At 39.0% G+C, this 24958-nt stretch carries 13 protein-coding genes, 1 tRNA gene and 1 pseudogene; 7 read left to right on the top strand and 8 right to left on the bottom strand.

Annotation, left to right across the window (positions count from 1 at the left end):
- Nucleotides 1-118: 118 nt before the first annotated feature.
- The 3 genes from JMY08_RS14165 to JMY08_RS14160 form a co-directional block, all read right to left on the bottom strand.
- Complete coding sequence (locus JMY08_RS14165; protein WP_265089755.1) at nt 119-12118, bottom strand: calcium-binding protein; 12000 nt, start codon at nt 12116-12118, stop codon at nt 119-121.
- Between the two features lie 12 nt (nt 12119-12130).
- Complete coding sequence (locus JMY08_RS13075; RefSeq protein WP_201593663.1) at nt 12131-12793, bottom strand: hypothetical protein; 663 nt, start codon at nt 12791-12793, stop codon at nt 12131-12133.
- A 106-nt stretch (nt 12794-12899) separates the two neighbouring features.
- On the bottom strand, nt 12900-13031 hold the full coding sequence (locus JMY08_RS14160; RefSeq protein WP_265089754.1) for a hypothetical protein: 132 nt from the start codon (nt 13029-13031) through the stop codon (nt 12900-12902).
- A 1133-nt stretch (nt 13032-14164) separates the two neighbouring features.
- Here JMY08_RS14160 and JMY08_RS13070 point away from each other — a divergent pair.
- The 4 genes and pseudogenes from JMY08_RS13070 (at nt 14165) to JMY08_RS14215 (ending at nt 16057) form a co-directional block, all read left to right on the top strand.
- Nucleotides 14165-14240: transfer RNA gene (locus JMY08_RS13070), tRNA-Ser, on the top strand.
- Between the two features lie 219 nt (nt 14241-14459).
- Nucleotides 14460-14778: pseudogene (locus JMY08_RS14065) on the top strand (hypothetical protein); the annotation flags it as partial.
- 58 nt (nt 14779-14836) lie between these two features.
- Nucleotides 14837-15616 (top strand): transglutaminase-like domain-containing protein, encoded by a 780-nt coding sequence (locus JMY08_RS13065; protein WP_201593662.1) that lies wholly within the window; start codon nt 14837-14839, stop codon nt 15614-15616.
- 150 nt (nt 15617-15766) lie between these two features.
- Nucleotides 15767-16057 carry a transposase gene (locus tag JMY08_RS14215; RefSeq protein ID WP_201593665.1) on the top strand — a complete coding sequence of 97 codons (291 nt, stop codon included), beginning with the start codon at nt 15767-15769 and terminating at the stop codon, nt 16055-16057.
- 88 nt (nt 16058-16145) lie between these two features.
- Here JMY08_RS14215 and JMY08_RS13055 read toward each other — a convergent pair whose 3' ends face one another.
- Nucleotides 16146-16601 carry an Lrp/AsnC family transcriptional regulator gene (locus tag JMY08_RS13055; RefSeq protein ID WP_201593661.1) on the bottom strand — a complete coding sequence of 152 codons (456 nt, stop codon included), beginning with the start codon at nt 16599-16601 and terminating at the stop codon, nt 16146-16148.
- A gap of 148 nt (nt 16602-16749) precedes the next feature.
- Between JMY08_RS13055 and JMY08_RS13050 the strand changes: the two genes are divergently transcribed.
- Nucleotides 16750-17667, top strand: coding sequence for a DMT family transporter (locus JMY08_RS13050; RefSeq protein ID WP_227679686.1), 918 nt, complete (start codon nt 16750-16752; stop codon nt 17665-17667).
- Nucleotides 17668-18031: 364 nt separating this feature from the next.
- Here the strand turns inward: JMY08_RS13050 and JMY08_RS13045 are convergent, their stop codons facing one another.
- From JMY08_RS13045 to JMY08_RS13035, 3 genes are all read right to left on the bottom strand, one after another.
- Complete coding sequence (locus JMY08_RS13045; protein ID WP_189584163.1) at nt 18032-19435, bottom strand: YjiH family protein; 1404 nt, start codon at nt 19433-19435, stop codon at nt 18032-18034.
- A 95-nt stretch (nt 19436-19530) separates the two neighbouring features.
- Nucleotides 19531-20490 (bottom strand): arginase, encoded by a 960-nt coding sequence (locus JMY08_RS13040; protein ID WP_010199096.1) that lies wholly within the window; start codon nt 20488-20490, stop codon nt 19531-19533.
- Between the two features lie 246 nt (nt 20491-20736).
- On the bottom strand, nt 20737-21843 hold the full coding sequence (locus JMY08_RS13035) for an ornithine cyclodeaminase (RefSeq protein WP_201593660.1): 1107 nt from the start codon (nt 21841-21843) through the stop codon (nt 20737-20739).
- A gap of 168 nt (nt 21844-22011) precedes the next feature.
- On the opposite strand from JMY08_RS13035, the gene JMY08_RS13030 reads away from it, so the two are divergent.
- Together JMY08_RS13030 and JMY08_RS13025 are read left to right on the top strand one after the other, a co-directional pair.
- Nucleotides 22012-22443, top strand: a complete 432-nt coding sequence (locus JMY08_RS13030; RefSeq protein ID WP_010199089.1) for an Lrp/AsnC family transcriptional regulator — start codon at nt 22012-22014, stop codon at nt 22441-22443.
- 615 nt (nt 22444-23058) lie between these two features.
- A complete protein-coding gene (locus JMY08_RS13025; RefSeq protein ID WP_201593659.1) occupies nt 23059-23337 on the top strand; it encodes a peptidylprolyl isomerase in 279 nt (92 codons plus the stop codon).
- A 349-nt stretch (nt 23338-23686) separates the two neighbouring features.
- Here the strand turns inward: JMY08_RS13025 and JMY08_RS13020 are convergent.
- Nucleotides 23687-24958 (bottom strand): YadA family autotransporter adhesin (locus JMY08_RS13020; RefSeq protein WP_201593658.1); only part of this gene is annotated, 1272 nt, incomplete at its 5' end.

The following is a 24958-nucleotide window of genomic DNA, read 5'->3' as shown; positions in this document are numbered from 1 at the left end:
CTCAAAGAAAAAGTCAGATACTGCTAAGTATCTGACTTCTCATAAACCCTCAACCTATTCTAGGATGGGACACTCTAAATTATTTTAGAGTGAAGAGTAAGAAGGTAAATCAATCGACTTAGATAACGTCACCATACCCATTATTCATACTATTCTCATCGAACTGCTGCATCACATTTAGCATAGTACCCAGCGTGCTTTGATGCTGAGAGCTAGAGGCATTACTAGGGTTTGGGTTGCTAATACCATAAGCACCAAATATCTGATCAGCGCTGATATTACCACCGAAGGCAAAGCTGATACTACCAACTGCTGACTCGCCACCTTCAAAGAAATCAGCGATTGTTAATTGGTCAGTAGTGCCACTCACTTTGAGAATCAGATCATCATTGCTGCGCATGAGTCCACTGGCTACGTCATTAAATCCAACACCATCAAAATAGATGTTGTCAATGCCGCCGCCCGTATTGTCTATGATATCTTGTCCAAATCCTGCTTCAAAGTAATAGAGGTCGTCGCCTTCACCACCTTTTAATAGATCATTACCAGTACCACCAATGAGAATGTCATTACCTAGTCCACCATCCAACTGATCGTCGCCTAGTAGTCCCTGAAGTCTGTTATCGACTTCCGTACCTTGAAGTTGGTCATCACCATCTGTACCCACAATATCAGCAGTTGCATCAAGGCTATCAGGTGTACTTGGTACTGTATCGTCAATAGATGTGGTTTCTGGTATTGCTTTACCAAACAACCCGAATATTTGCTCATGTGAAATACTACCGCCAGTCTCAAAGCTAATAGTTTCAATGATGCTATCGCCATTACTAAAGTAGTCTTTGATCGTGACTTGATTGTTCACATCACCATTGACTCGCAGGATAAGATCATTACCAGAGCTCATCAACCCTGATCCAACCTGATTATAAGTGATACCGTTACTAAAGATAATTTCGTCTACACCATGCGTATCAATAATAGTATCTATGCCAGCTGTGTAGATATACGTATCGTTACCTCTGCCACCTTTCAACTGGTCGTTACCTGCAGTGTCTACGATAGTATTATCACCCGATAGATCTGTATTATCAGTAGGTACTTCAGGATCGGTTGGTGTGGTGGTGTCGTCATTGCCACCATTATCTGTATCACCACTGCCAGATCCAGGTAATGCTGTCAATTGACTAGCGATACTCTGAGCAGAGATAACCATATTACTACTTGGAACAATATAATCGATGGCTTTATCATTACTACTAAAATGTCCTTCAACTTTAACTTGCTGATCTAAGTCCCCATCGACTAGGATAATGAGATCATCTCCTTCTTGATGGTAGCTGAGTTGACTCTTATCTATACCTTGGAAGAAGATGCCATCATTACCACCACCACTGTTGTCAATAGTATCAATGCCTTGGTTGGCTTTGTAGATATAGCTGTCATTACCTGCGCCGCCAGATAAAGTGTCGTTACCGTCTTCACCAGATAAGGTGTCATTGCCTGCGCCGCCGTTGAGAATATCATTGCCTGAGTTGCTACCTGAGCCGTTACCGCCTGCTAGGTAGTCGTCACCTGCACCACCATTCAAGGTGTCATTACCAGTAAACCCAAACAGCTGGTCATCACCTAAATAGCCGTTAATAATATCATTGCCAGTCGTTCCTGAAAGCTGTTCGCTACTGTCTGTACCTTCCACGATATTATCAGGCGTTGTTTCTACTGGGGTATCAATGGGTTGACTTGAGTTAATGGTAAGAGTGAGATAAGCACCTGCGCTAGTGCCAAAGAGATCGCCTGCCCAGAGTATAAATGAGTAGTTACCGATGCTATCGACAGTTGGATCGCCAGTAAGTGTGAGAGTGTCAGCATCAAAACTTAACCAGTCAGGGATATCTTGGTAACTGCCATCAGCATTTTGATCTGCAAGGGTAATACGATAGCTTAGAATACTATCCCACGCATCTTGATCAACGATGGTGTCGGCATCGAACTGAACGCTTAAGGTTTCGTCATCATCAATGCTGATGGCTTGTGGGTATTTATTGACAGTCGGCGCATGATTGTCTGCTCTATCAATAATGGCATTATCAATGTCTTGCTGGGTAAGGATGACTTCTGCGCCGTTGTTATCAAAGATAATGCGGTCGATTTTGTTGTCGATTATAATATCACTGGGGTCATCTAAATTATTTAGAAGAAAGTTTTGGTCTGTTGAAAAATCAAACTCATCAGCTGATGCTTGAGGGGTAAAATAATCGAAGAAAGTAATACTATCTCCATTACCTTTAAGACGAACAACCAGCATATCATGTACACTTAAAGTGTTTTCAACACGGGTAAATATAGCATCACTGAGATCGTAACCTTCTATTACAAGGGTGTCTTGAGACGATATATCATTAGTAGCACTGACTGTATCTTTGCCACCACCTTTTTTATAAATGATAGTATCATTACCCGTCTGACCGCTCACAAAGTTATCTTGAGAATTCAAAATAATCGTATTGTCTAGCTCATTACCAAACGCTGTTTTAGCGTCACCTTTTAAGATAAGGTTTTCAACATTCCGTTGTAATATATGGTATTTACCAGTATCTTGCCATATGTTCTGCTCATTCATCTGATAATAGTGATGATCTACCCACTGCTCTACAGTATCAATACCACCGCTATCGCCTGTAACATAGTTAAATTCATTCAATTCGCCCTCAGCAACTTTGTCACCCTCTATTAAGGTAATAGAACCATTATCGTTAGTAACAAGCGTCTCATATTGATCAACGACGTAATAGTCATGTCCTGCGCCTCCTGATAAAAGGTCGGCTCCCTGTTTGCCATCTAGGTAGTTGCTTCCTGAATTACCGTAAATTTCATTATTGAATTCACTACCTATACCATTGAGATCACTCGTGCCTCTTAAATGTAACTCTTCAATATTAGTACCAGACAAGTTAAAGGAGTCATCGATAAATATACGATCATACCCTTCATCCTCGTTCTCAACGATAGTGTCCTGATTGTCAGCAAAATAGTTATCATCACCTTCGCCACCAATCAAGGTATCAGCACCTTCGCCACCCTCCAGCCAATCTTGTCCTTGACCACCTTGGAGCTCATCATCACCTTGGTGACCAAACATAGTATCATCACCTTCACCCGCGATAATGATATCGTTAGCATTACCTCCATTGATGATATCGTCACCTGTTTCGCCATCAATATGGTTTGATTCGGTCCAGCTACCCTGCAACTCATCATTTCCTTCTAGACCATAGATATGATGGTTCGATGTGACATAAATATCATTAACTTGATCATCTTTGTCAGAACCTATGATATAGGCATCTCTTAAGATACTATCAATACTGGTTTTTGGGCTATCAATAAAGCTGATATCAATATTGGCTAAATCCTTATTATCTACTTCTCGAAGTATCAGTTGGTTATCTACTCCATATAAAAGGTAAAGATCACCATCTTGATAATAAGTTTCTTTGAGTAATGATTTTTCAAAGTTAAATTGTAAGTATGACCCATCTTTCTGTGACCAATCTTCAATTATTTCATCATTTCCAGAATTAGAATCAAAGATGTAAGTGTCATAACCAGTGTGTCCAAATAATTTATCGTTACCGGCTTTGCCGTCAAGTATGTCGTTTGACTCAAATGTGTGAAGCTGGTTGTCTCTACTATTACCAGTTAAGTAGTCATCACCCTCCCAACCACTAAAATAGTCAGAATCAGAATTTTCGATATTTTCAATAGGCTGACTTATGATTGTTTCAAAGCTTACGATCTCATCGTCAAACACAAACTCTAAAGTACGATCAGTATCTAAGAATAACCCGTTAGTGATTGTAAACTCTTGCTCTTCATATCCAATAATTAGGTTTTTACCCTGAGACTTAAATGAGACCATGCTTAATGGAATGCTTTCAAAGATTAATTTATCCGTACCAGTTGAGCCATAATCAAAATCGACAATATCCGATCCAGTATCTAAACTAAAGATGTAAGTATTATCTCCACCTTGACCGATAAGAGTGTCATTACCTAAGCCGCTGACAAATACCTCGTCAGCATCAGAGCCGGTAACTTTTTTATCATTTACTCCTGATAAATAAATAGTGTTTTCACCGCTAGATACCTCAAACTCTGTTACTGAATCATCGATAAATATAGAGTTTACAATGTCTCCATGTTCTACGATGTATTGATCTATAACGACATTATTAGTGGTATACCAATTTTCTAGAGTTAGATAACCTTCACCAAAATTGTATTCCGAGAATTCGTCAGTGTTAATACCTAACAGGTTAAGTAAGTGAATACTGGTTTTACCGGCATCTGCTAGATAATTTGTATCTAATAGCGCTTCTAACTTAAAAAAGTTAGTAAAATTTAATTGATTAAATTGGTACACTTCAATGCTGTCAAAATAAGGCTTAAGTATCGTCTGGTTGATAATATCAGACTCTACAGCAGTCTTAATATCTTGATAGACATTAAGAAATTCAGATGTCTGATCAGAAGTAGCTTGGTTAATATAATCGGTTGGATTAATGCCAGTAATCGCATCAATGAGTTTGACCATTTGCTTATCATTTTGGTTCAAATAACTATAGTTAGTAACCGTATTCGTTTCACTAACATATTCTGGTAGATCTTGATTTGGTCTTATTCGAATCACATGTTCAGCATTTTCGTTTTCAGTCCATTTAATATTATTGTTATTAACGATAGCCACTTCACTATCATTATTCTTACTGTCTGTGCCCGCCCATAACTCTAATAATTTATCAGACTGGTCGAAAATATTTTCAATATCTTTGTTTTCATCTAAATATTTAGCTAATATCGATAATTCATCAGTACCCTTGGCAGCGTCTGCTAGGTCATCTAAGCGGCCAAATCCAGAAAGATTCAGACCATCAGTTTTTTCATCAGGTGTCGATATAAAGTCACTATGAATCAAATCTTGGTCAAAGTTAATGTCCGCCATCAATAATGTGTTGCCGTCATTATCTACATAACTTCCTTGTTCTTTTACAGTGCCGCCGCTTGTCTCTACCTCGTTGCTTGAATCGAAGCTTAGATTTAATTCGGATATACCTATCTGTTCAAGAGTTTTAAGTTCATCTTGAGAAGTGACACCATCAATATTAGTATCTTGCCAAACTCTTAACTCACTAAAACTGGTATCGTCTTTATTGATCACACCATCAGCATTGATATCTAAATCCGCCAATGCTTCAAAACCATGTTTGGCAATCAATCCACTATTTAGTTCAGTTTGATCCCCGAACATCTCCTTACCATTGTTAATGACACCATCTTTATTAATATCTCTAACTAAAAATCCATCCTCACTCGATAACCAACCTGTAGCAGTTTTGATGCCGTCACCGTCGTTATCAAACATGACACCTTGCTTATTGTTTTCAGCAACTGTGTTAATAACTCCATCTTTGTTAAGATCTAATACCAGAGGATCATAATATTCTATTTGATATTCTGATTCAAAATTGCCATCTTGATCTTTTTGTAAGTTTGGAAGAAGAGAGTTTAGTAATAGTGAGTTGCCACTGAGGTTAAACATCGTTTGATCAGTCACCATATGAGAAAATGGCTCATCCGATTTCTCATTAGAGTCTACAACAAACTGACCACCAGCCTTTCTTTCTACACTATAGCCTTCAGCAACTATCTTTGAAGTGAAATTGTCACTAGTGATAATGATATTATTTGCGTTGTATTCCATATAATTGCCAAGCCCGTCCTGCCACTTGACTACAACATCCGACTTCTCCTCGTTATTACTTATAGATAATATTTGCCAATCATTGTCTAGTAGGTTGTCATCTCCTAATAGGATTTGACCTTTCCTATCTGTATCAACAATATAATTGGTTTTACCATCTTGAAGTGTGCCAAGTTCAAAGAAATAAGCATCTTCACCTTCGCCACCATAAAGATAATCCTCACCTTGTCCTGCCATTAAAAAGTCATCACCTTCATCACCATAGAGCTTATCATCACCCGATCCGCCATAGATGAGATCAGAACCTTTTCCACCTTTGATAATGTCATTACCAGACTCAAGACCTATCGGATTATTGTAATCTGCATCATCACCATAAAGGTTATCTGCTCCATCTCCTCCATTAATAGTGTCGTTACCTCCGTCACCGTAAACAGTATCATCACCGCTACCAGCATTGATAGTGTCATCACCATGGAACGATCCACCTATTGACTGCGAATCGCCCTCAATATAGTCATCACCTTCTCCACCTTCAATGATATCGTTACCACCGTTACCCCAAATACTATCGTCACCTGCCCCACCATACAAAGTATCATTGCCGTGATATTGACCTTTGATTTCTTCTGTATCACCAATTATTTGATCATTGCCTTCACCACCGCTAATAGTATCTTTACCACCATTACCAACTAACATATTATTGTTATCGTTACCAGTAATAACGTTATCACTATCATCACCGATGGCATTTTTCGCATCAGCCAGAAGTGTAACGTTTTCTACATTATTGCCATCGATCAAAGTGTAGTTAATAGTTGAATAAACAGTATCTATACCTGCATCAGCTTGCTCTAGAACTTCATCTTTTTCGTTATCAACATAATAGATATCATCTCCCTTTTGGCCCGCCATCTGATCAGCACCTTGCTCACCATTTAGGGTATTATCACTTTCATTACCAATGAGGATATTATCTTTATCATTGCCTTTTATGGAGGAGCTCAATGTGTCAATCAATATGGCATTATCTGCATCTGAAGTCAGTTCAGCTTCACCAGATACTTCAAGCATATTCTTGGCTAAGGCTTTAACGTCATTAGAAGTATAGTTTTCACCATTTATCTCCCACGTCTCAATATTGTCTACATTGACAATTAGACCATCACCTAACGCACTATAATAAATATGCCCTTTGTAATTATATAAATGATTAGTATTGATCTCTTCAAGCACTATTTTACTATTTTTATCTGAGTCAATTATTGTATTAAGTCCATCACCTTGATTAAACACATAAGTATCTTGTCCTTGGCCCCCAGATAATATGTTATCGAGTTCATTACTCACTAATGTATCATCGCCACTACCGCCAATAGCGTTCTCAATGTGAGTATTATATCCAACGAAGCTTTGGCTAGGCGCAAGGATACTGTCATTTTTCTCAGCAATATATGACCAGCCACCTTGGTTAATATCTATATATGTACTTTCGGTTTGGACTGATGCATCAAATGTGTCAACGCCAGCGCCATCCCATATATATTTGTTTTCAAAGCCATATATGTCGTTCCCTATAGCATTATCTATATTTACACCATGAAGATATTGCAGTGCCGCTATATCAAATAGTTTTAAATCAGTATCGTTCTCGCCATTTGAAGAGTAAGTCATAATAGAGTTATTTTGATTATTCTCATCGCTTGGCAAATATGGCATTTCAAAAGGATGTTTTAGTCCAAATACATGCCCTAACTCATGAAGTAGTACTTCAAATCCATACTCTCCTGATTGTAATAGGCCCTCTCCTCCATACATTTTGGAGTTGAGATGTACCTCCCCTGTAGCTGAATCTCCATAACCAGAAAATGTGCTGCTACCCGCTGTGGACAAATCATCCAAATATAGCTTTAAGTCTGGTGCTTCGGTAGTATTATCTTCTTCGATAGTAAGACCAAGAACCTCAGCATATTTTGAAAGTGCCTCCCTTACCGCATCTTTTTGTTCTTCAGTAAAGGCTTGGTAGCCATTCAATTTATCGTCTAGGTTATCTAAGAATCCATAAGTAATACTTGTCTTACCTTTTAAAGGAATGTCTGCGCGATCCACTAAAGCATCTATGAAATAAGCCATACCTTCTTCTAATGATGAAGTGGCTTGTAGCGAATCTGCTGTTAGTGGTGCCATCTCGAAAATATCGTCTACATTCCAAGATATACCATCGTTGAATTTGAACTGAGAAATTTCTGTATTGTTAGTATATGGGTCTATTTCTGAGACGTATACTGCCTCCTCAGCAGCTTCTACCATATGGTTTGAAGTGTTGTTAGCAACATAGTAATCTTTGATTGTGACGCTATTTTTTTGAGAGTTTTCACTTTCTGAGTAGGTAATCTTAAGATCTCTATCCTCGATGTTTTCAACATTTCGAATCTTCGATGATTCGAAGTTAAATTGAACAAGATTAAGATTAAAAGTATTTTCCGATTTTAGATTGAGAAGTATCTCTATAATCGTGTCATCACCGTCATTCATATTGAATATATAAACATCTTCTCCGAATCCACCCTTTAGCGTGTCATTGTCAGCTCCACCTATAAGAATGTCGTTACCTGAATTACCCTCTAAAGTATCCCTGCCTGCTTTACCCATGAGAATGTCATCGCCTACACCACCATCAATTTCATCTACATCTTTTCCGCCTTCAAGAACATCATCACCGACACCACCAAATATAGCATTATGACCATCGCCACCAAATATTCGATCATTTCCCTCGTTGCCAGAGAGCTTTTCAGATTCTTCACCTTCGTTACTACCTCCCCAGATATAATCGTCACCTAAACCGCCAGATATTGTGTCTGTTCCATCGTCTCCATGTAGATAGTCATTACCTGTACCCCCTAGGATTGTATCGTTATCATCGCCTCCGTGGATGATATCATCACCGCCATTCCCTTCAATTTCATCGTCACCTTTACCGCCATAAATCAAATCTGCACCTTCTTCCTCAGTATTGTAAAATGAAGGATTTCTATCATATTGATCTAATAAACTATCTCCATATACCCTGTCGTCTCCGGAACCACCATATATAACGTCGTTACCATAACCTGCTTTAATGTAATCATCACCTTCACCACCATCTATATAATCATTGCCTCTACCTGCTCTAATACCGTCATTTCCTGAACCTCCATAGATCTTATCATTCCCGTCCTTTCCAAAGAGAAAGTCATCACCACCCTCACCATAAATAATATCGGCATCTGATGATCCAAAGACAATATCACCCCCATCTCCTGATTTTATTAAGTCATTATCAGGATTAGCATTTCTAACTTCAGGTACATATGACCAAGTTGCACCTTCAGGATCAGGATTAGAATCTACGGACAATCCGGCTGTCATATAGCTCTTAACACTGCCATCATAAAAGATACTAAATTCCTCACCATAAATATTTACTGTTTTTTTATACCCTACGTCATAATACAGCTCATTACTCTGCTCGGTACTAAACTCTAAAGAGCTTGAAATATAATCATGACCGCTACCCCCTTTTATGACATCATGACCTTCACCTGTGTGGATAGTGTTTCTACCTGTGGTATTGCTTGCATCTACATGCACCGAACCTGTTGTAGAGATTATTTTGTTCTCACCTTTCCCATATAATTCAGGCGAGGTTTGTGACTCAATAGCTTGCCACTGCTGTTGCTCAATAGATTCATTAAAATTTAGACCAAAATGGCCTTGCTTAAAATCTTCAATATATATAGTATTTTTATAGTTGCCCAACTTATTAATAGTAACTGTACCGTTTGTACCATCTTCTGAAGCGAACTTTCTAATCTCATACTGACCGTCGCCACTTAACCAATATTGTTTTTCTGCATCAAACTCGCCTAGCGTCAAGACTGCTGCATCAATCTCAATGGTTCCTGTACCATCGTTGTCTTTGATACTATCAGTACCAAGCTCACTGCTCTTAAACGCATAAGTTTCATTACCTGCGCCACCGATCAAACGATCACTACCTGCACCACCTCGCAGAGTTCCTGAGTTATTTTCTCCACTTATCAGTAGATCACTATCTGCACCACCGTCTAAGTTGTCCATGCCTTCTTTACTGGCGTACAGTACATCGTTACCTGCATCGCCTTCTAGATAGTCAGCAGATTGATCATCGCCTGCATAAATAGTGTCATTACCCTCTCCACCACGGGCATCATCACTACCGCCGCCAGCATAGATAATATCGTTGCCTGAACCGCCTAATAGATTGCCACCCAGTAATTGACTATCATCTTCATCACCTGACACAATAAAATCGTTACCATCGCCGCCATCAGCGATCAATACACCTGTGCCACCGATAATCGTATCGTTACCTTTACCACCTTTTAAGTTATCAAGCTCACTACCACCATGCAGATAATCATGACCCTCACCGCCTAGTAGAATGTCAGTACCACTGCCACCTAGTAAGGTGTCGTTACCTTCACCACCGACTAGATTGTCATCACCACTACCACCGAGTAAGGTATCATCACCGTCACCACCATTTAAGGTGTCACTGCCTTGATTACCCTCTAAATAGTCGTTGCCCGCACCCGCCTCAATAGTATCGTCGCCTTTGCTGCCATATAGATGGTCGTCCTTATACGTCCCTTCTATTGTTTCATCGTCTTTACCACCAAATTTGACATAATGACGATTGTTACGTTCTACCCCGTAGAAGAAACGCGTATCTTCTCCGTTCCCTATATAATCGAAGACCCAGTTTTCATCTGCTAATTCAGGAACCACAATCCTATCAGTATTCTTTAAACCACCTTCTATCAATCCTTGAAGCAGCATGACTCTATCTGCGATATATTGCTCTGACATACCGTTAGGGAACGCTTCACTTAATAGTTCTAGTTCACCGTTTGTATTATGCTCAGTAAAATCAAAACCCTGCAACACAAAAGGATTGAGATTGAATAAGGCATAGCGAGTTGCCAAGCCCAAATCATCATTGTTTGAAGCATTGTCAATCAGCGCATCATCAATGCTGGTCAATGTGTAAGGCAGGTCAACAAAATCTCCACCAACTTTAATCAGCTCATGTACCTTCAATATACCTTCGTATAAGCTATTTCTATCCCCTTCGATAATTGTAATTGGGTTGGCAGGATCAAGTAAATAGACAAGCTTTTCAATGATAGTTTCTAATGTATTAGCTTCATTAATCTCGCTACTCTCAAGGATGTCATTTAACATCTCAATCAATTCATTAGTAGGTATAGCCGCTAAGCTATTATCTAACTTAATGAATAAGTCCATCACTGCCATAGAATCACTCATTTGATCCGAACCATGACCCAATATTGATGAAGTTATCTCAGGCTGCTCGATAAATAGTCTTGGTACTGATGAGCTTGGTTGCGCTAAACCAATAGGCCAATCATTAGCGACGAGATCTATATTCTTATCACCAATTATATTGCTGAGCTTATCACTATCAAAGTAAGTTGGATTTGGATTTAGAGCTGCGAATACGTTATTAAAGTTTTTAACTGAATCCAAACCTAGTATTAAAGGTATTGTGGAGGTGTCTCTACCAAACCCTGCACCATTAACCATATAGGCATGTTCAGTCACTTCTGGAAACAAACGAGAAAAGGCTGCTGTTAGATGACCGCCTAAGCTATGACCAGAGACTGTCACTGTATTTGCATCAATACCAAGTCCATATTCACGTTCATCACTGTAAATCTCGTTGGACATAGCAAAATCTATAGACAGTATTTCTCCTCGACCTTTATCAACGATGTAACCAAGATTTTGCGCTTCTTGATATAGGGTTTCAATCTTTGAGGTTATTACATCATCTATTACGCCTACAATTATCGCTTGTGAATCCTGCAAAAATTTAAGCTGTGCGGTTAAGTCTTCAACAACTTCCATGGTTGCCACACGGTAGGCTTCGCCTTGAGGGTTTTTAATCTGCATCCAAAAGTTATACATATCTACGATTTGTCGATGCGCAGAACCATCAAATACGATATCCCCACCATCTACAGCTACTAAGTCAGTCGCTAGTTCTTGAGTACCTCGTATAGATATTACATAATCACCTGACTCTTTGTTTTGAAATAACGTACCCGAAAAGCTACTCTCTCCCTCGCCTTCTCTATCTTTATAATGTGCCATCACGCTATAATTATCGGTAACTAATTTCGCAAAGTTTTCGGGTTTTCCTGATTCCATCATAGATTGTTTATCAGTATATTCGGTATTCGAAAAATCAGTATAACTTGCCTCTGCAAGATAAACATAATCTGATAAAAACTGATTGTCACTCATAGTAAACTACTCCTAATATGTATTTGAATATTGCTTTGCAACTCTATAAAATTCATGGTTATATTTATCTGAGCAATCTTGAATGCTATTCATCCAAAATTTTAATCCGCCTAAATTATTGGCTATAGCATTAGTGTGGTGGCTGTAATATATTTGACGAACTACAATACGTCCATTATTTTTTTCGGCAAGAATCTGTGAAGTTTCGTTTATGTTATTACCTTTTTTTCGATAAGAAGAAAATAACGCTATCTTAGCGTTTTCAATGTTTCCATTACGGTACCTGCCTTCAGCATAACTATAAATCCTACTTTCCTGACGAATTAATTTAGTTTTTGAATTTTTATTATTTATTTCAGAGTTAGTAAAACGAATTAAAGCTTCCCACTCTTCCTCTCCGATCTGTGTTCGATATTCTGCTGGCGTCACATATACTGTCACTCCGCCTTCAGACTCACAAAGCTGATTTACTTTGGTTTGAATGTAGGCATACTCTACTGCCCAATACACAATGAATCCGCCCATGGTCAACATAAAACCTAAGAGTGCGCCGTAGAGCCCTGCTTTAGGATTATTTACATACAACGATTTACCTAGCTTTGTACCAATGAAAATAGCAGCTAAGGTAATGATGACCCAGACTATTAAACCTAACAGTAAAGCTAGTGCAAGCATGATGTTTCCTATTAACTGAATTCACTCTTATTAATTTGTAGAAGAACTAATAAGAATAAACTGCGTAATTTATATAACAGAAAAGCTACTATTTTTATTTCCCTCTCTATATCCAAACATTATGTGTGACAAAATGCTCTCGTCTTTGTCCAACTTTAGCCTTAAAGATTAGATGGTCATTGACCTTCCAAGTAACGATATCGCCTTCTTTATAAGAATCTTGCTTTTTTTCTTTCATACACCCGCCTTGTAGTGATAGTCCTAGTATTAGAATGATCATAAGCTTGAAATGTAGTCTTGGTCTGATTATTGATGGATTCATTACTTTCACTCTTTGACAAACTCGTATTTATAAACGTATATAAAATAAGTTAGAGCTCAATTAACTATTTACATATTTAGAACTACTGTAATACTTCTTGGTAAAAAGACATTTAATTTAGCTGCTTTTCTCATAACACCTTTCTAATGGCTCATCTGGCATATTTGCTACAGGGTATTTGTCTTCAGTCGAGACTTGAAAGTGGTCAGTAGGAGATTGATCGCAGGCGGATAACATAGACATCATGAGTATGTTTGCTGAACTCGTGGTTGGTTTTATCTTTAGGAAACTATTTATTTTTCGCATGAGCGGTAGTATTTCAGAGATAACCAGCAACCAATACTAACAATTGTTTACATAAGTGTATAGTTTTTTTATTGTATTTTTATGCCAAATATCAACATCTTGAATCTAATGTGGCTTCATAAGATAGATGCTCTCAATTATTGATAAAAGGACTAGAAAAGATAAAGGTTAAGAAGATGGACACAGAGAAGTGAAAGTACATACTGGGGCGTGGATTGTAATCTTGATATATTGAATTCTTGGCCGCTATGAGAAGTAGCGTTATAAAAGCGCATATTGAACCATGTGAGGCTATATGATTTATGAAAGATAAACAGAACAATTTGGTAGAGATATAGAAGATACCGATGTATGTTTCTAACGGTATCTAAGATTTAACTTTGAAATTCCCCTTCTGTCAGTGCCATCAGATGCTTCTCTTGCAAAACTTGAGCAGGATCTCGCAATTGTTCAAGCTCAGCATTCAATCTAGTTAACTTGGTTTTTAGCGGCGTTACATAAATATGAATTAGACATAATATACGACTAGCAAAAAATACTTTTGCCTTAAAATAAGATGATTGACCGTTATAAATGGCTAAAAACCAACTATCACCTAAGATATTAGGGACAAAGTAGACGTCAAAAACACTATAAAAGTACAGTGCCTAAATACGAGTTAAATATTAATTTACATAGATATCATACCGATATATAATTACCAACATAAGCTATATCCCTTTATTTACGGTTTATGTAGAATTAGGTCATTTGAAATAAGTTGGTTGACCTACCTTGACATGGTAGAGGTCAGCAGTTCGAGTCTGCTTATGCCTACCAAATTTAGAAAGCCCCAATCTCACGATTGGGGCTTTTTTTTGTCCGTAAAATATGGGCTGTAGCGGGAAAGGAAACTATACGTCGATTCAAATCTCCTCTTTTGGCACTCTCATCGAACGTCATTAAAAAACATGTCTGCTTAAGTTGTGCCTGCTCTCTATTTCGCTTATCTTTCAGAGTAGCACTTTCGACCTCTACCCTAAATTATTTAAAACACTCTCAAGTGGCACAACAGGCGATTCATACGATAATGCCTTGGCTGAAATCATCAACGGGCTATATAAGTCTGAGATGATTGAGTACCTAAAAGAGCAGTAACATGCGGTGAACGATGTTGAACTGGCAACCCTTGAATGGGTAGTACTTAGTACTTCGAACACAGCTCTCATCTTGCGAAGCTAAATCGATAATTAATCGATTTTTGGCGCTTCTCAGGTTTAATAGAGCCCGACTGCATAGTGCAATTGATTATGTTTCACCTTTTGAGTTTGAAAAGCAGTATTATGATAATTTAACCCTGTCAGGCATTGCTGATTGACTTAAGTAAACAGTATCCGATATAGCCCGCCAGATCACTACCCTTAGAGAGTTCAAACATGATCCTGAAACTTAACGTTAAACTCCATTATCGGCTCTCCGAGCCGATGGACCTTTTGCTTCAGATCGAAGCCGCCGAGCTTGTGGATCAGCGGGTGCGTTCGACCGAGATTTGGACATCAGACGTTGCGCATTTTTCACGGGTCGCCGCCGATGATGGCATAGGAGAGCGGATTTGGATCCGCGCCGAAGGGGATTTTAGCTGCACTTACATCGCAGAAATTGCCGTTGACCGTCCTATCTTGGACATATCGGCACTGTCCCAGACGCCACTCCACCTTTTGCCCGGAGAGACGATCAAACATTTGATGCCGTCTCGCTATTGCCCGTCAGACGAGTTCCAAGCCTTCGTGGACGCCGAATTTGGCGATCTCGCTGGCGGCGCACGGATTGCCGCGATGCGTGATTGGATCGAGTCGGCGTTTAGCTATGTGCCCGGATCGAGCCACGCACAAACCACCGCGCTCGACAGCTTTGTTCAACGTCAGGGCGTATGCCGTGATTTTGCGCATGTTCTCGTGACACTAGCGCGTGCGTCGTCGATACCCGCTAGATTCGCGAGTGTTTATGCGCCTGATGTGACGCCACAGGACTTCCATGCCGTGGCCGAAGTCTATCTCGGGGGAAGCTGGCACCTCATTGATCCGACCGGCATGGCAGATGCCGACACGATGGCACGCATCGGTGTTGGATCTGACGCTTCCAGCGTCGCGTTCTTAACCTCGTTCGGATCCATGGAATTTGTCAACCAATCGGTATCCGTGACTAGACAAGCTTAGTATCCTGACCCTAGGCATGCGGGTCTGCATTTGAGACAATGACCGCTGCCATAACAGGAGGGAGGCGGCAGTGGTCTTGCTCAATCGGTTTCGCGCTCTTCACCCTACGGATCAAGGACAAGGTAGGCATGACATGTTGCGTGTCCAAGAATAAAGCGAGACCAAGATCTGCTACAAACGAGTAACGGCGTTGGTGTTATTGTCTCAAGACAGATGTTGTCTCTCATGCACGATAAAAACTTTACTAAAGCGTCTCAGGCTGCTGCCTTTTTAGGATTGATCCCTATTCATTCTCTAAACCCATTTTCAAAGTGGTATATTCGTTCAATGATTTATCAGTATATGTTCGATGCACTATACAGGCATCGCACTGCTAGTGTTAGATATGAACTTAATGACTATAAAATCGACAGCATGGGTCATTATGATCGAGCTGTCTGATTAAAACCTCCCATGTTAGTTTCTACAATTTCTTCAGAATAGCTCAATTGACATATAGTTTAGCGAACTGGATTGCACTCAAAAAAGATCACATAAAAGTAGGCAACGTCGTTTTATGGATCACTTGTCTAACTGATAAATGGGTATGTATGTCTTTAACGCTAGTAAGCTTATGTAGCTTACGAGTAAATTCTTCATAACCGTTGAGATCTGGGCTTACCACCTCTAATAAGTAATCGTAAGAGCCCGAAACAACATGTCCATTAATCACCTCATCCATCTCAGATAACGCTTTTTCAAAGGCTATAATTGATTCTTCTTGATGGTTGCTCAGACTAATTTCTACAAAAAAGCTCATCGTAATACCAACTTTAGCTTTGTTTACGTTTGCCTGATAGCCCTCTATATAAAAATCATCTTCTAAACGTTTCAAGCGTCTGGCACAAGGTGAGGGTGACAACCCTATTCGCTCGGCTAATTCAGCCGTTGATAAGCGTCCTTCTTTTTGAAGCACTTCCAAAATATGACGATCAATTTTATCCATAAATCACCTCTCTAGCGTTTTCAGCCAAAATTTCACAGTTATTTAGCATTATCCATCAAATAACTGTGAAATTGCAATCAATAAACAGAGATAAAGGCGTGGCTTTTGATTGATAATTGGCTTTTAAAGATAAGCATAAGAAATTAATATGAATACAGTATTTCAGTCCTCACCACGTAAAAAACCCTTATTTATAATGTCGCCGCTAATGAAAGGCTATGTGGCTATGATTATTGTGTTATTTATCTGGTCAGGCTTTGCATTAACTGTTCGAGCTGTTGGTGCGTCATCATTAAGCATTGCTGATGTCATGTTAATTCGATTTAGCGTGCCCCTACTTTTATTGACGCCATGGGTATTGTCCAGTTTGAAGGAAATCAAAAATATTAGATGGTCTGATATCACGTTCATTATGCTTGGCGGTGTTCCTTTTCTCTTGCTAGCCACTTTTGGCGCGAGCACTGCTCCTGCAGCTTACGTTGGCACTATTTTGACAGGGACGCCAGTATTCTTTGCCGCACTCTTGTCCTTTATTTTTTATCGCCAACGGATCTCGCTGAGTAAATTTTTGGCATTTCTTCTTATTCTCTTTGGCATAGCCACTATGATTGTCGGGAATGCAAGGTCAATACCTAACAGTCTTCTACATGGTGCAGCCTTTTTACTGATAGCGAGTCTGGTTTGGGCGGGTTACACTTTAGGCTTAAAAAATACGAAATTGAGTCCAATAGCTGTTGCTATCGTACTTTCTTATACGTCATTCTTTGTGACATTAGTGATGGTACTATCTGGTATTTTGAAGACAAATCTAGGGGTGATTTCTTTTGACGATGCCCTACCTTTTATCTTAGTACAAGGCATTGGTGTTGGTGTCATTTCAACCATTGGATTTTCTTATGCGGTCAATAAACTTGGTTCGATTCGCTCTTTGTTACTTGGCTCGCTTTCTCCCGGATTAACCGCATTACTCGCAGCGTTGGTACTTCATGAAGCCTTATCAATCGCAATGATATGCGGCATAGCGTTAAGCACAATTGGCGTCATTTTGTCTAATCGAGCGAAATAAATAACGACATGTCCTCATTTTAAAGATGAAGATAAAAAAGAAATAAACTACCGTCAAACACTGTTTGGCAGAATTTAGCCACCTCTATACCAGTTAGATTACTATTATTCGAATTGCTAACATGCCTTAGTATAAAGTAAGTATACGGGAGGAGTTTCATCGAATATGTGTACTACAGTGCCCAGGTAACCCTCCCAAACTTAAGACACCTAATAAATAGAATTAAGCTGCCTGACACCGTATCTGATTTATATAGGATTGACTATACATGAGAGTTATTCATGCTCGGCTTAATACAAAAAAGCCAGATGCGTAAGGCATCTGGCTCATTGAAAACCATCAATCTATTTTAGAACGAGACATATTAAAAAATCATATGAGCACATAGTGCAATAATCGGTAATGAGATAATAGTTCTCAATAGGAAAATCACTAATAACTGTAAGAAACTAACTGGAATCTTTGTTCCTAAAATCAATCCGCCTACTTCCGACATATAGATCAATTGAGATACTGACAAGCAAGCGATGACAAACCGAGTTAATTCTGATTCTATTGAAGAGCCGATAATAGCAGGTAAGAACATATCGGCAAAACCGACCATAATGGTTTTTGACATTTCTGCTGCAAAAGGTATATTCAATAACTCTAAGAAGGGAATAAACGGCATACCTAAATAATCAAATACAGGTGTTTCTTCTGCAACGATTAAGCCCATCGTCCCGATTGCCATAACGACCGGCAGTATTCCGATCCACATATCCAAAATATTTTTTAACCCATCCTTTAAGAAAGTAGAAAAGCTTGGACTTTTTTCTGCTTTGTGAACGGCTTTATGCAAACTATGGGTAAATAATGTTTTTCCTTCAGGGATGGTTTCATGATCTCTATCACTGTTTTCTACTACATACGTATCTTCAATTCTAGATAAAGGCAGTAATCTTGGTACTATTAAAGCACAAACGATCCCGCATAAAGCCACGACCCCAATCATATTGAGAAAGTAAGTTTCTAGTTTAACTTGAGAGATGACAACCAAACAGAATGTAATCGAAACTGCTGAAAAGCTGGTAGCAATAACGGCCGCTTCTTTTTTGGTATAAAACCCACCTTCCAATTGTTTATCAGTTAATAATACGCCAATCGTTCCATCACCCAACCATGATGTCAAACAATCTACAGAGGACCTACCGGGCAAACCAAATAAAGGTCTCATTACTTTACTTAATAAAACACCAAAAAACTCTAATAAGCCAAAATCAAGTAGTAATGGTAGCAATAATCCAGCTAAGAAAAATACGATAAAAAGTATTGGCATTAGTTCATATAATATTAAGCCGCCAATATTGTCTGAATATATTGCCTCAAACCCAAATTTGAAATAGGTAACGACAACAAAAAACGCACCAAGCATTCTAATAATAAGCCAAGGGGTTGTGACGTTCAGTAAGTTGTTTAAAAATGCATTATTCAAAATCAATGAAGGTTTCATGATTTTAGTATACAACGTACAACACAGTGTAATCATAATTGAGATTACAACAAGCAATGGTAAAATATCACCCATGTAACCTTGTATATAATCCTTTAACACAGAGATAGGAATGGTGAATCCTTCTGCATATGATACAAATTTACCATCTACATAGGGAATTGGAAATACGAAAAGCATCAAACCTATTATAGAGGGTATAAAGAATTTTAAAAATTGTTTGATATTGATATTGCTAACATCTTGACTTGAAGAACTAGCTTTAATAATGTCCATATTATTGTTACTCGCAGTCCATTTTTTAACTAACCTAAATATTTGCAATACATATATTTAGGCTAGATGCTTTAACTTATTTTAAATATTTAATATTAGTAATTCTTTAAAAGAGACTGTGTCACTTTTTCTAAAATTTTAAATATTCTGGTTGAGTCATCTTTTGAATTGTTATACAAAGGATTGATTTCTGCCATTTCCCAACAGCATACTTTCTTATTTTTGATTAGCTCTATGTTAAGTTGCATGGCTTGTTCGTATGACAGGCCATTCATTGCAGGCGTACCGGTTCCTGGCACATACAAAGGGTCAACGCTATCAACATCAAACGAGACATAAATGTGATCACAATATTCTAGCTTCTTAAAGATTTCCTCTACTGTAGAACTAATTCCTTTTTGAGTGATTTCAGCAACGCTATATAAAGGGATTTTATGCCTTCTAATTAAATCCATCTCTTCTTCTTGATAATCTCTAACGGCACAAAAAACCACATTTTCTGGTTTGATTGAGGGTTCATCAGATGCCATAAATTTCAATTTTTCCCAATACTCTTTTTCTTTTTCAGAGAGCTCATTGCGCTGACATTCTAAATTGTCAATCGCACAAGCCATCGCCAAAGGCATACCATGCATGTTGCCTGATCCACTGGTATAGGGTGAATGAAAGTCAGCGTGTGCGTCTATATAGACCACACCAATTTCAGCATCAGGATGCGCCATTTTTAGACCATGCATCGTTCCTGCACAGCTAGAATGATCTCCAGCTAAAACGATGGGGAATTTATTCTCATTTCTGATATCTTTTATTTTATGTGCTAACTTAGAGATAATCGGTTCAATCACATCAGCATATTTTGCATGCGCAAATTGTGATTCCCCTTCACTATTACTATCATCCTCAATACTGTCGAATTGCAATTTTTCAAAATAATCTGCATTAAGCTCTTTCGATGATGCTTTTAATGCATCAATGCCTAGAGAGGCGCCTTTTTTATATCCTGCAATATCTGAATAAACTTCTACTATTCTTATATTTTTCATCATATCAGTCATGATTTTGTCTCTATTAAATAAAATAATTTTTACATCATTTAAATTAAATTCATTTTTATATATTAAAGCTCTTGAAAATTAGCAGATAGATTTAAAAAATAAACATATCCATAACTGTCCAAGAGCTCTGCCAGACATAAATAAAGTTAAAAAATGATGCAGATTTTAAACGCTACACAAAATGAGAAGTGCTTATCATTTTTTTGCACTAATTACTGTTGTATCAATAGCGATTGTATTAATCACTTACGACATAGCCGCAGCCACCGATTCAGCTTCATTCGTCACTATGCTGCTATCTTTGCTATGCTCTTTCACTACCGAATATAGGTTTTTAGGGTCAGCTTGCTGAGGGATCATATCTAAAATCTCATATCCTCCCTGCTTTTTGATCAAGTCACGCAAAAATACCAAAGCTGTAAAGTCTTCTGATGCAAACCCAACGCCATCAAACACGATTAGATCATCATCTGACGTTCGAGCTTGCACTTCACCTTTGAGGATGCGATGAAACTCAGTAACAGGGAAGTCGCTTGATAGATTTTGGATCTCTCCCTCAATGCGTGTCTGAGGCTCAAACTCCACAATCACATGATCTGCTCGCATTAATATGTTGCTATCCAGCTCTGTCTTCCCAGGACAATCACCGCCTATCGCATTGATATAAACACCTTTTGTGATTATATCGTCGCGTAAAATAGTGGCATTGGTTTTGTCGGCCGTACAGGTAGTAATGATCTCTGCCCCTAAAACAGCTTCCTCTAATGTGCGACAAATAATCACTTTCAAACCTGAGTCTGAAAGGTTATCAGCCGTTTTCTGCGAGGCCGCTGGATCAACATCATACAAACGAACTTCTGAGATACCCATTATGGCTTTCATACCCAATGCTTGAAATTCAGACTGAGCACCGTTTCCTATTAACGCCAGTTTTGTAACGCCTTTTGGCGCACAATGTTTGGCCAACATAGCTGATGTGGCAGCCGTACGTAATGCCGTCAGGATACACATTTCTGTCAGTAAAATAGGATAGCCATTTTCGACGTCAGACAAGATACCCATCGCCGCTACGGTCTGCAAGTTTCGTTTGGTATTGATTGGATGACCATTGACATATTTGCAAGCAAACATCTCTCCATCGCTTACTGGCATCAACTCGATGACACCGTCTTTGGAATGCGAAGCAAAGCGGGAAGATTTTTCAAACTGATCCCAACGAAGAAAATCTTGCTCTAAAGCATCCACTAGATCTGTAATACATTGCTCAACGCCATAATCATGAATCATTTTAGCCATCGCTTGTACACTAACGAATGGCACGCCTTCCTTGGGTGGTACGATAAATTTAGACATTAATGCTGTTCCTTTTCATGAATATTGTTTATTGAACCGACAATTAATATCCTACCAACTATAATTGTCAGTTAAAATGTCAATAAGTTATTAAATATGGGCCTATTTTTGACATATTGTTAGGTGTTACTTAGCATAATGTCAAAATTCAATGAAGGAAGCGTTTTTATGGCGTATTACACTTATGATTCTTTAGATAGCGAACTGATATCTGAACTTCGACAAGATGGTCGAGCAACCATCTCAAACCTTGCTAAAAAACTCAAAGTCTCTCGTGCCACTGTCCAAAACAGATTGGATAGACTGATGCATAACGGCGCTATTTTAGGATTTACGATTCGAGTGCATGAGGCACTAGACAAAGAAACCGTCAAAGCAATGATGATGATTGAAGTAACAGGAAAGTCTACGTCACAAGTGATTAGGAAACTGCGGGGTATCCCGCAGCTGATTAAGCTACATACGACCAATGGGGCATGGGATTTGGTAGCAGAAATACACACCACAAGCTTGAGAGAGTTTGATGAAGTGCTACGTCAAGTCAGAGAAATTGACGGCATTCTGAATAGTGAAACCAGTGTTCTGCTTTCGAGTTTGTAATATAGTCAATCCTCTATAAACTGGATACGGTGTCAGTCACGCTCTAAGGATGTAATTCCCTAATGAGGAATTGAGCCTTTAGCTGTAGCCCACGTAATCCCAATGGGTATAGGCTTTTATATCGAATTAGTGTACATCTGAATGTACTCAATGAGCTGGCTTGATGGTTTTTTGACTAGGTTATTAGGTAATCATTAAAGTATAGACCTCTAAAACTCCTACACTTCAATGATCGGAGTGATTCACCGCTGACTATTCAAACTATGTTTCAGTACTGGCAACCCAATAAAAACTCATATCTTTTTTTAAAGGTACAATTTTTTAAAGGTACAGTTGCAAGTGTATGACCTTCATTTTCAGTGAATTTAATTTGAATGCGCATGAACACAGGTAATACGCTTCATATTTTTATCAGTTATACGCAGAGAATAAGCAATAAAAACAATACAGTGATGTACTGACAGCGACATTCAAGAGGCACCGATTCTCATCCATATAGTCACGCCTGTGTAGGCAATGATTTTTGATGATGCAGGACATACAAGTGCCGTTAGCAACCAAGGCAAGTAGTGATATAATGCCCCTATTATCAATATTTTATGAAAGGTTTACATTATGGCTCGTACAGCTAGCGCATTGCATATTTTAGTAAAACACAAAGAGCAGGCTGAAGACATTATTGCCAAGCTCAAAAAAGGCGCCAAGTTTGATGTACTGGCTAAAAAACACTCAACCTGCCCATCAGGTAAAAAAGGTGGCAGCTTAGGTGAGTTTGAAAAAGGCGACATGGTACCGCCATTTGACAAAATCTGCTTCAGCGGCGAACTCTTCACCCCACATTTAGTGAAAACCAAATTTGGCTGGCACGTGGTTAAAGTGCTTTACAGGACGTAAGCACTAGCGCCGGAGCTTTTGGTGGTAGCTTACTGAAAGATGCCTTAAACATTGTCCTGACTCATATATGATCTAAAACAACTTACAATCTAATGTCAGTGTCATAGCTAATAACATAAGAGGCTATCCTAGATTTTTTTACTTATCTAGGATAGCCCCGCTAACTATCATCTAAGATATTATGGACAGAGTAGAGGTCAGCATTTCGAGTCTGCTTATGCTTACCAAACCCAGAAAGCCCCAATCTTAAGATTGGGGCTTTTTTTGTCTGTAAAGTGTGCGCTGTAGAAGGAAAATTCGTACTTGAATCACATCCTAAGCACAACTATTTAATCAAGAAATATAACTATTAATTGATAAGGAATGATAAGCCTAAATTACCACCTTGATCACCACTGTTACCACCGAAAGCACTATTTAATCCAAATTTACCATCTAGCGTCGTATAATTAACCCCTAGCGCATAGCCTGTTTCACCAGACCAAGTACCTCCTGCTAAGCCAACACTAAACTTACCTGGAACGTCTGAATACTTAAGACCAGCAAATGCTAATGATGATGCTATTGCCTTATTTTGACGATCCTCTAATGCATTGATTTCACGATCTGTATAACCAAATGCTTCAGCCTGACTTTGGAACAATTGACCACCGTTCACGGCATCAGTTGAAGTAGCAGAGAGCTGACCTGCGCCTACATTTCGTACCACGTTACCGCCCATATTAACTGCAGCACCCTGACTAACAGTGAGTGACTGCGATACTTCTAGGGTTTGCGTATCTAAGTTTTGCGTACTGATATCATCAGGTCTAAAAGTATTGGTTAGAACTAACTCATTGGCAGTCACAGTGCCCGTTACTGATAGGTTACCAGTCGTATTTATATCACCAGTATTATTGATACCGTTCGTAGTCGTTTGACCTGTTGCTGTCAAATCGGTCGTCGTCACACTGTCTGTACTGATAGCACCTGTGTTAGCAATACCGTTCGTAGTCGTTTGACCTGCCACACTTAACGTATTACCTAATGTAGCCGCACCAGTATTGGTTAGCGTGCCTGAGTTGGTTAAATTACCAGTGTTAGCAAGAAGACCGGTGTTACGAATACCATTGGTAGTCGTTTGACCTGCCACACTTAACGTATTGCCTAATGTCGCCGCACCAGTATTGGTTAAAGTACCTGAGTTGGTTAAGTTGCCAGTGTTGGCTAGCAGACCGGTGTTACGAATACCATTGGTAGTCGTTTGACCTGCCACGCTTAGCGTGTTTTGTAAGGTAGTTGCACCAGTGTTCGTTAGCGTACCTGAGTTGGTCAAGTCACCTGTGTTGGCTAAAAGACCTGTATTATCAATACCATTAGTAGTCGTTTGACCTGTTGCTGTAAAATCAGTAGTAGTCAGACTGTCTGTACTGATAGCACCTGTATTAGCTATACCATTCGTGGTCGTTTGACCCGCTACGCTTAGCGTATTTTGTAAGGTAGTTGCACCAGTGTTCGTTAGCGTACCTGAGTTGGTTAAATTACCGGTGTTGGCTAGAAGACCGGTGTTATCCAAACCATTGGTGCTAGATTGGCCTGCAACACTTAATGTGTCTTGTAGTTCAGTAGCGCCAGTATTGGT

It is taken from the genome of Psychrobacter sp. Pi2-51 (genome assembly GCF_904846665.1).
Taxonomy (GTDB): domain Bacteria; phylum Pseudomonadota; class Gammaproteobacteria; order Pseudomonadales; family Moraxellaceae; genus Psychrobacter; species Psychrobacter glaciei.
This window is presented reverse-complemented; position numbering and strand designations above follow the sequence as displayed.

Bases quoted from the DNA above. Each gene is read 5' to 3' on its own strand.
- JMY08_RS14165 (WP_265089755.1), bottom strand. From the start codon at position 12,118: ATGAGTGACAATCAGTTTTTATCAGATTATGTTTATCTTGCAGAGGCA.
- JMY08_RS13075 (WP_201593663.1), bottom strand. From the start codon at position 12,793: ATGCTTGCACTAGCTTTACTGTTAGGTTTAATAGTCTGGGTCATCATT.
- JMY08_RS14160 (WP_265089754.1), bottom strand. From the start codon at position 13,031: ATGAAAGAAAAAAAGCAAGATTCTTATAAAGAAGGCGATATCGTTACT.
- JMY08_RS13065 (WP_201593662.1), top strand. From the start codon at position 14,837: ATGATCCTGAAACTTAACGTTAAACTCCATTATCGGCTCTCCGAGCCG.
- JMY08_RS13055 (WP_201593661.1), bottom strand. From the start codon at position 16,601: ATGGATAAAATTGATCGTCATATTTTGGAAGTGCTTCAAAAAGAAGGA.
- JMY08_RS13050 (WP_227679686.1), top strand. From the start codon at position 16,750: ATGAATACAGTATTTCAGTCCTCACCACGTAAAAAACCCTTATTTATA.
- JMY08_RS13045 (WP_189584163.1), bottom strand. From the start codon at position 19,435: ATGGACATTATTAAAGCTAGTTCTTCAAGTCAAGATGTTAGCAATATC.
- JMY08_RS13040 (WP_010199096.1), bottom strand. From the start codon at position 20,490: ATGACTGATATGATGAAAAATATAAGAATAGTAGAAGTTTATTCAGAT.
- JMY08_RS13035 (WP_201593660.1), bottom strand. From the start codon at position 21,843: ATGTCTAAATTTATCGTACCACCCAAGGAAGGCGTGCCATTCGTTAGT.
- JMY08_RS13030 (WP_010199089.1), top strand. From the start codon at position 22,012: ATGGCGTATTACACTTATGATTCTTTAGATAGCGAACTGATATCTGAA.
- JMY08_RS13025 (WP_201593659.1), top strand. From the start codon at position 23,059: ATGGCTCGTACAGCTAGCGCATTGCATATTTTAGTAAAACACAAAGAG.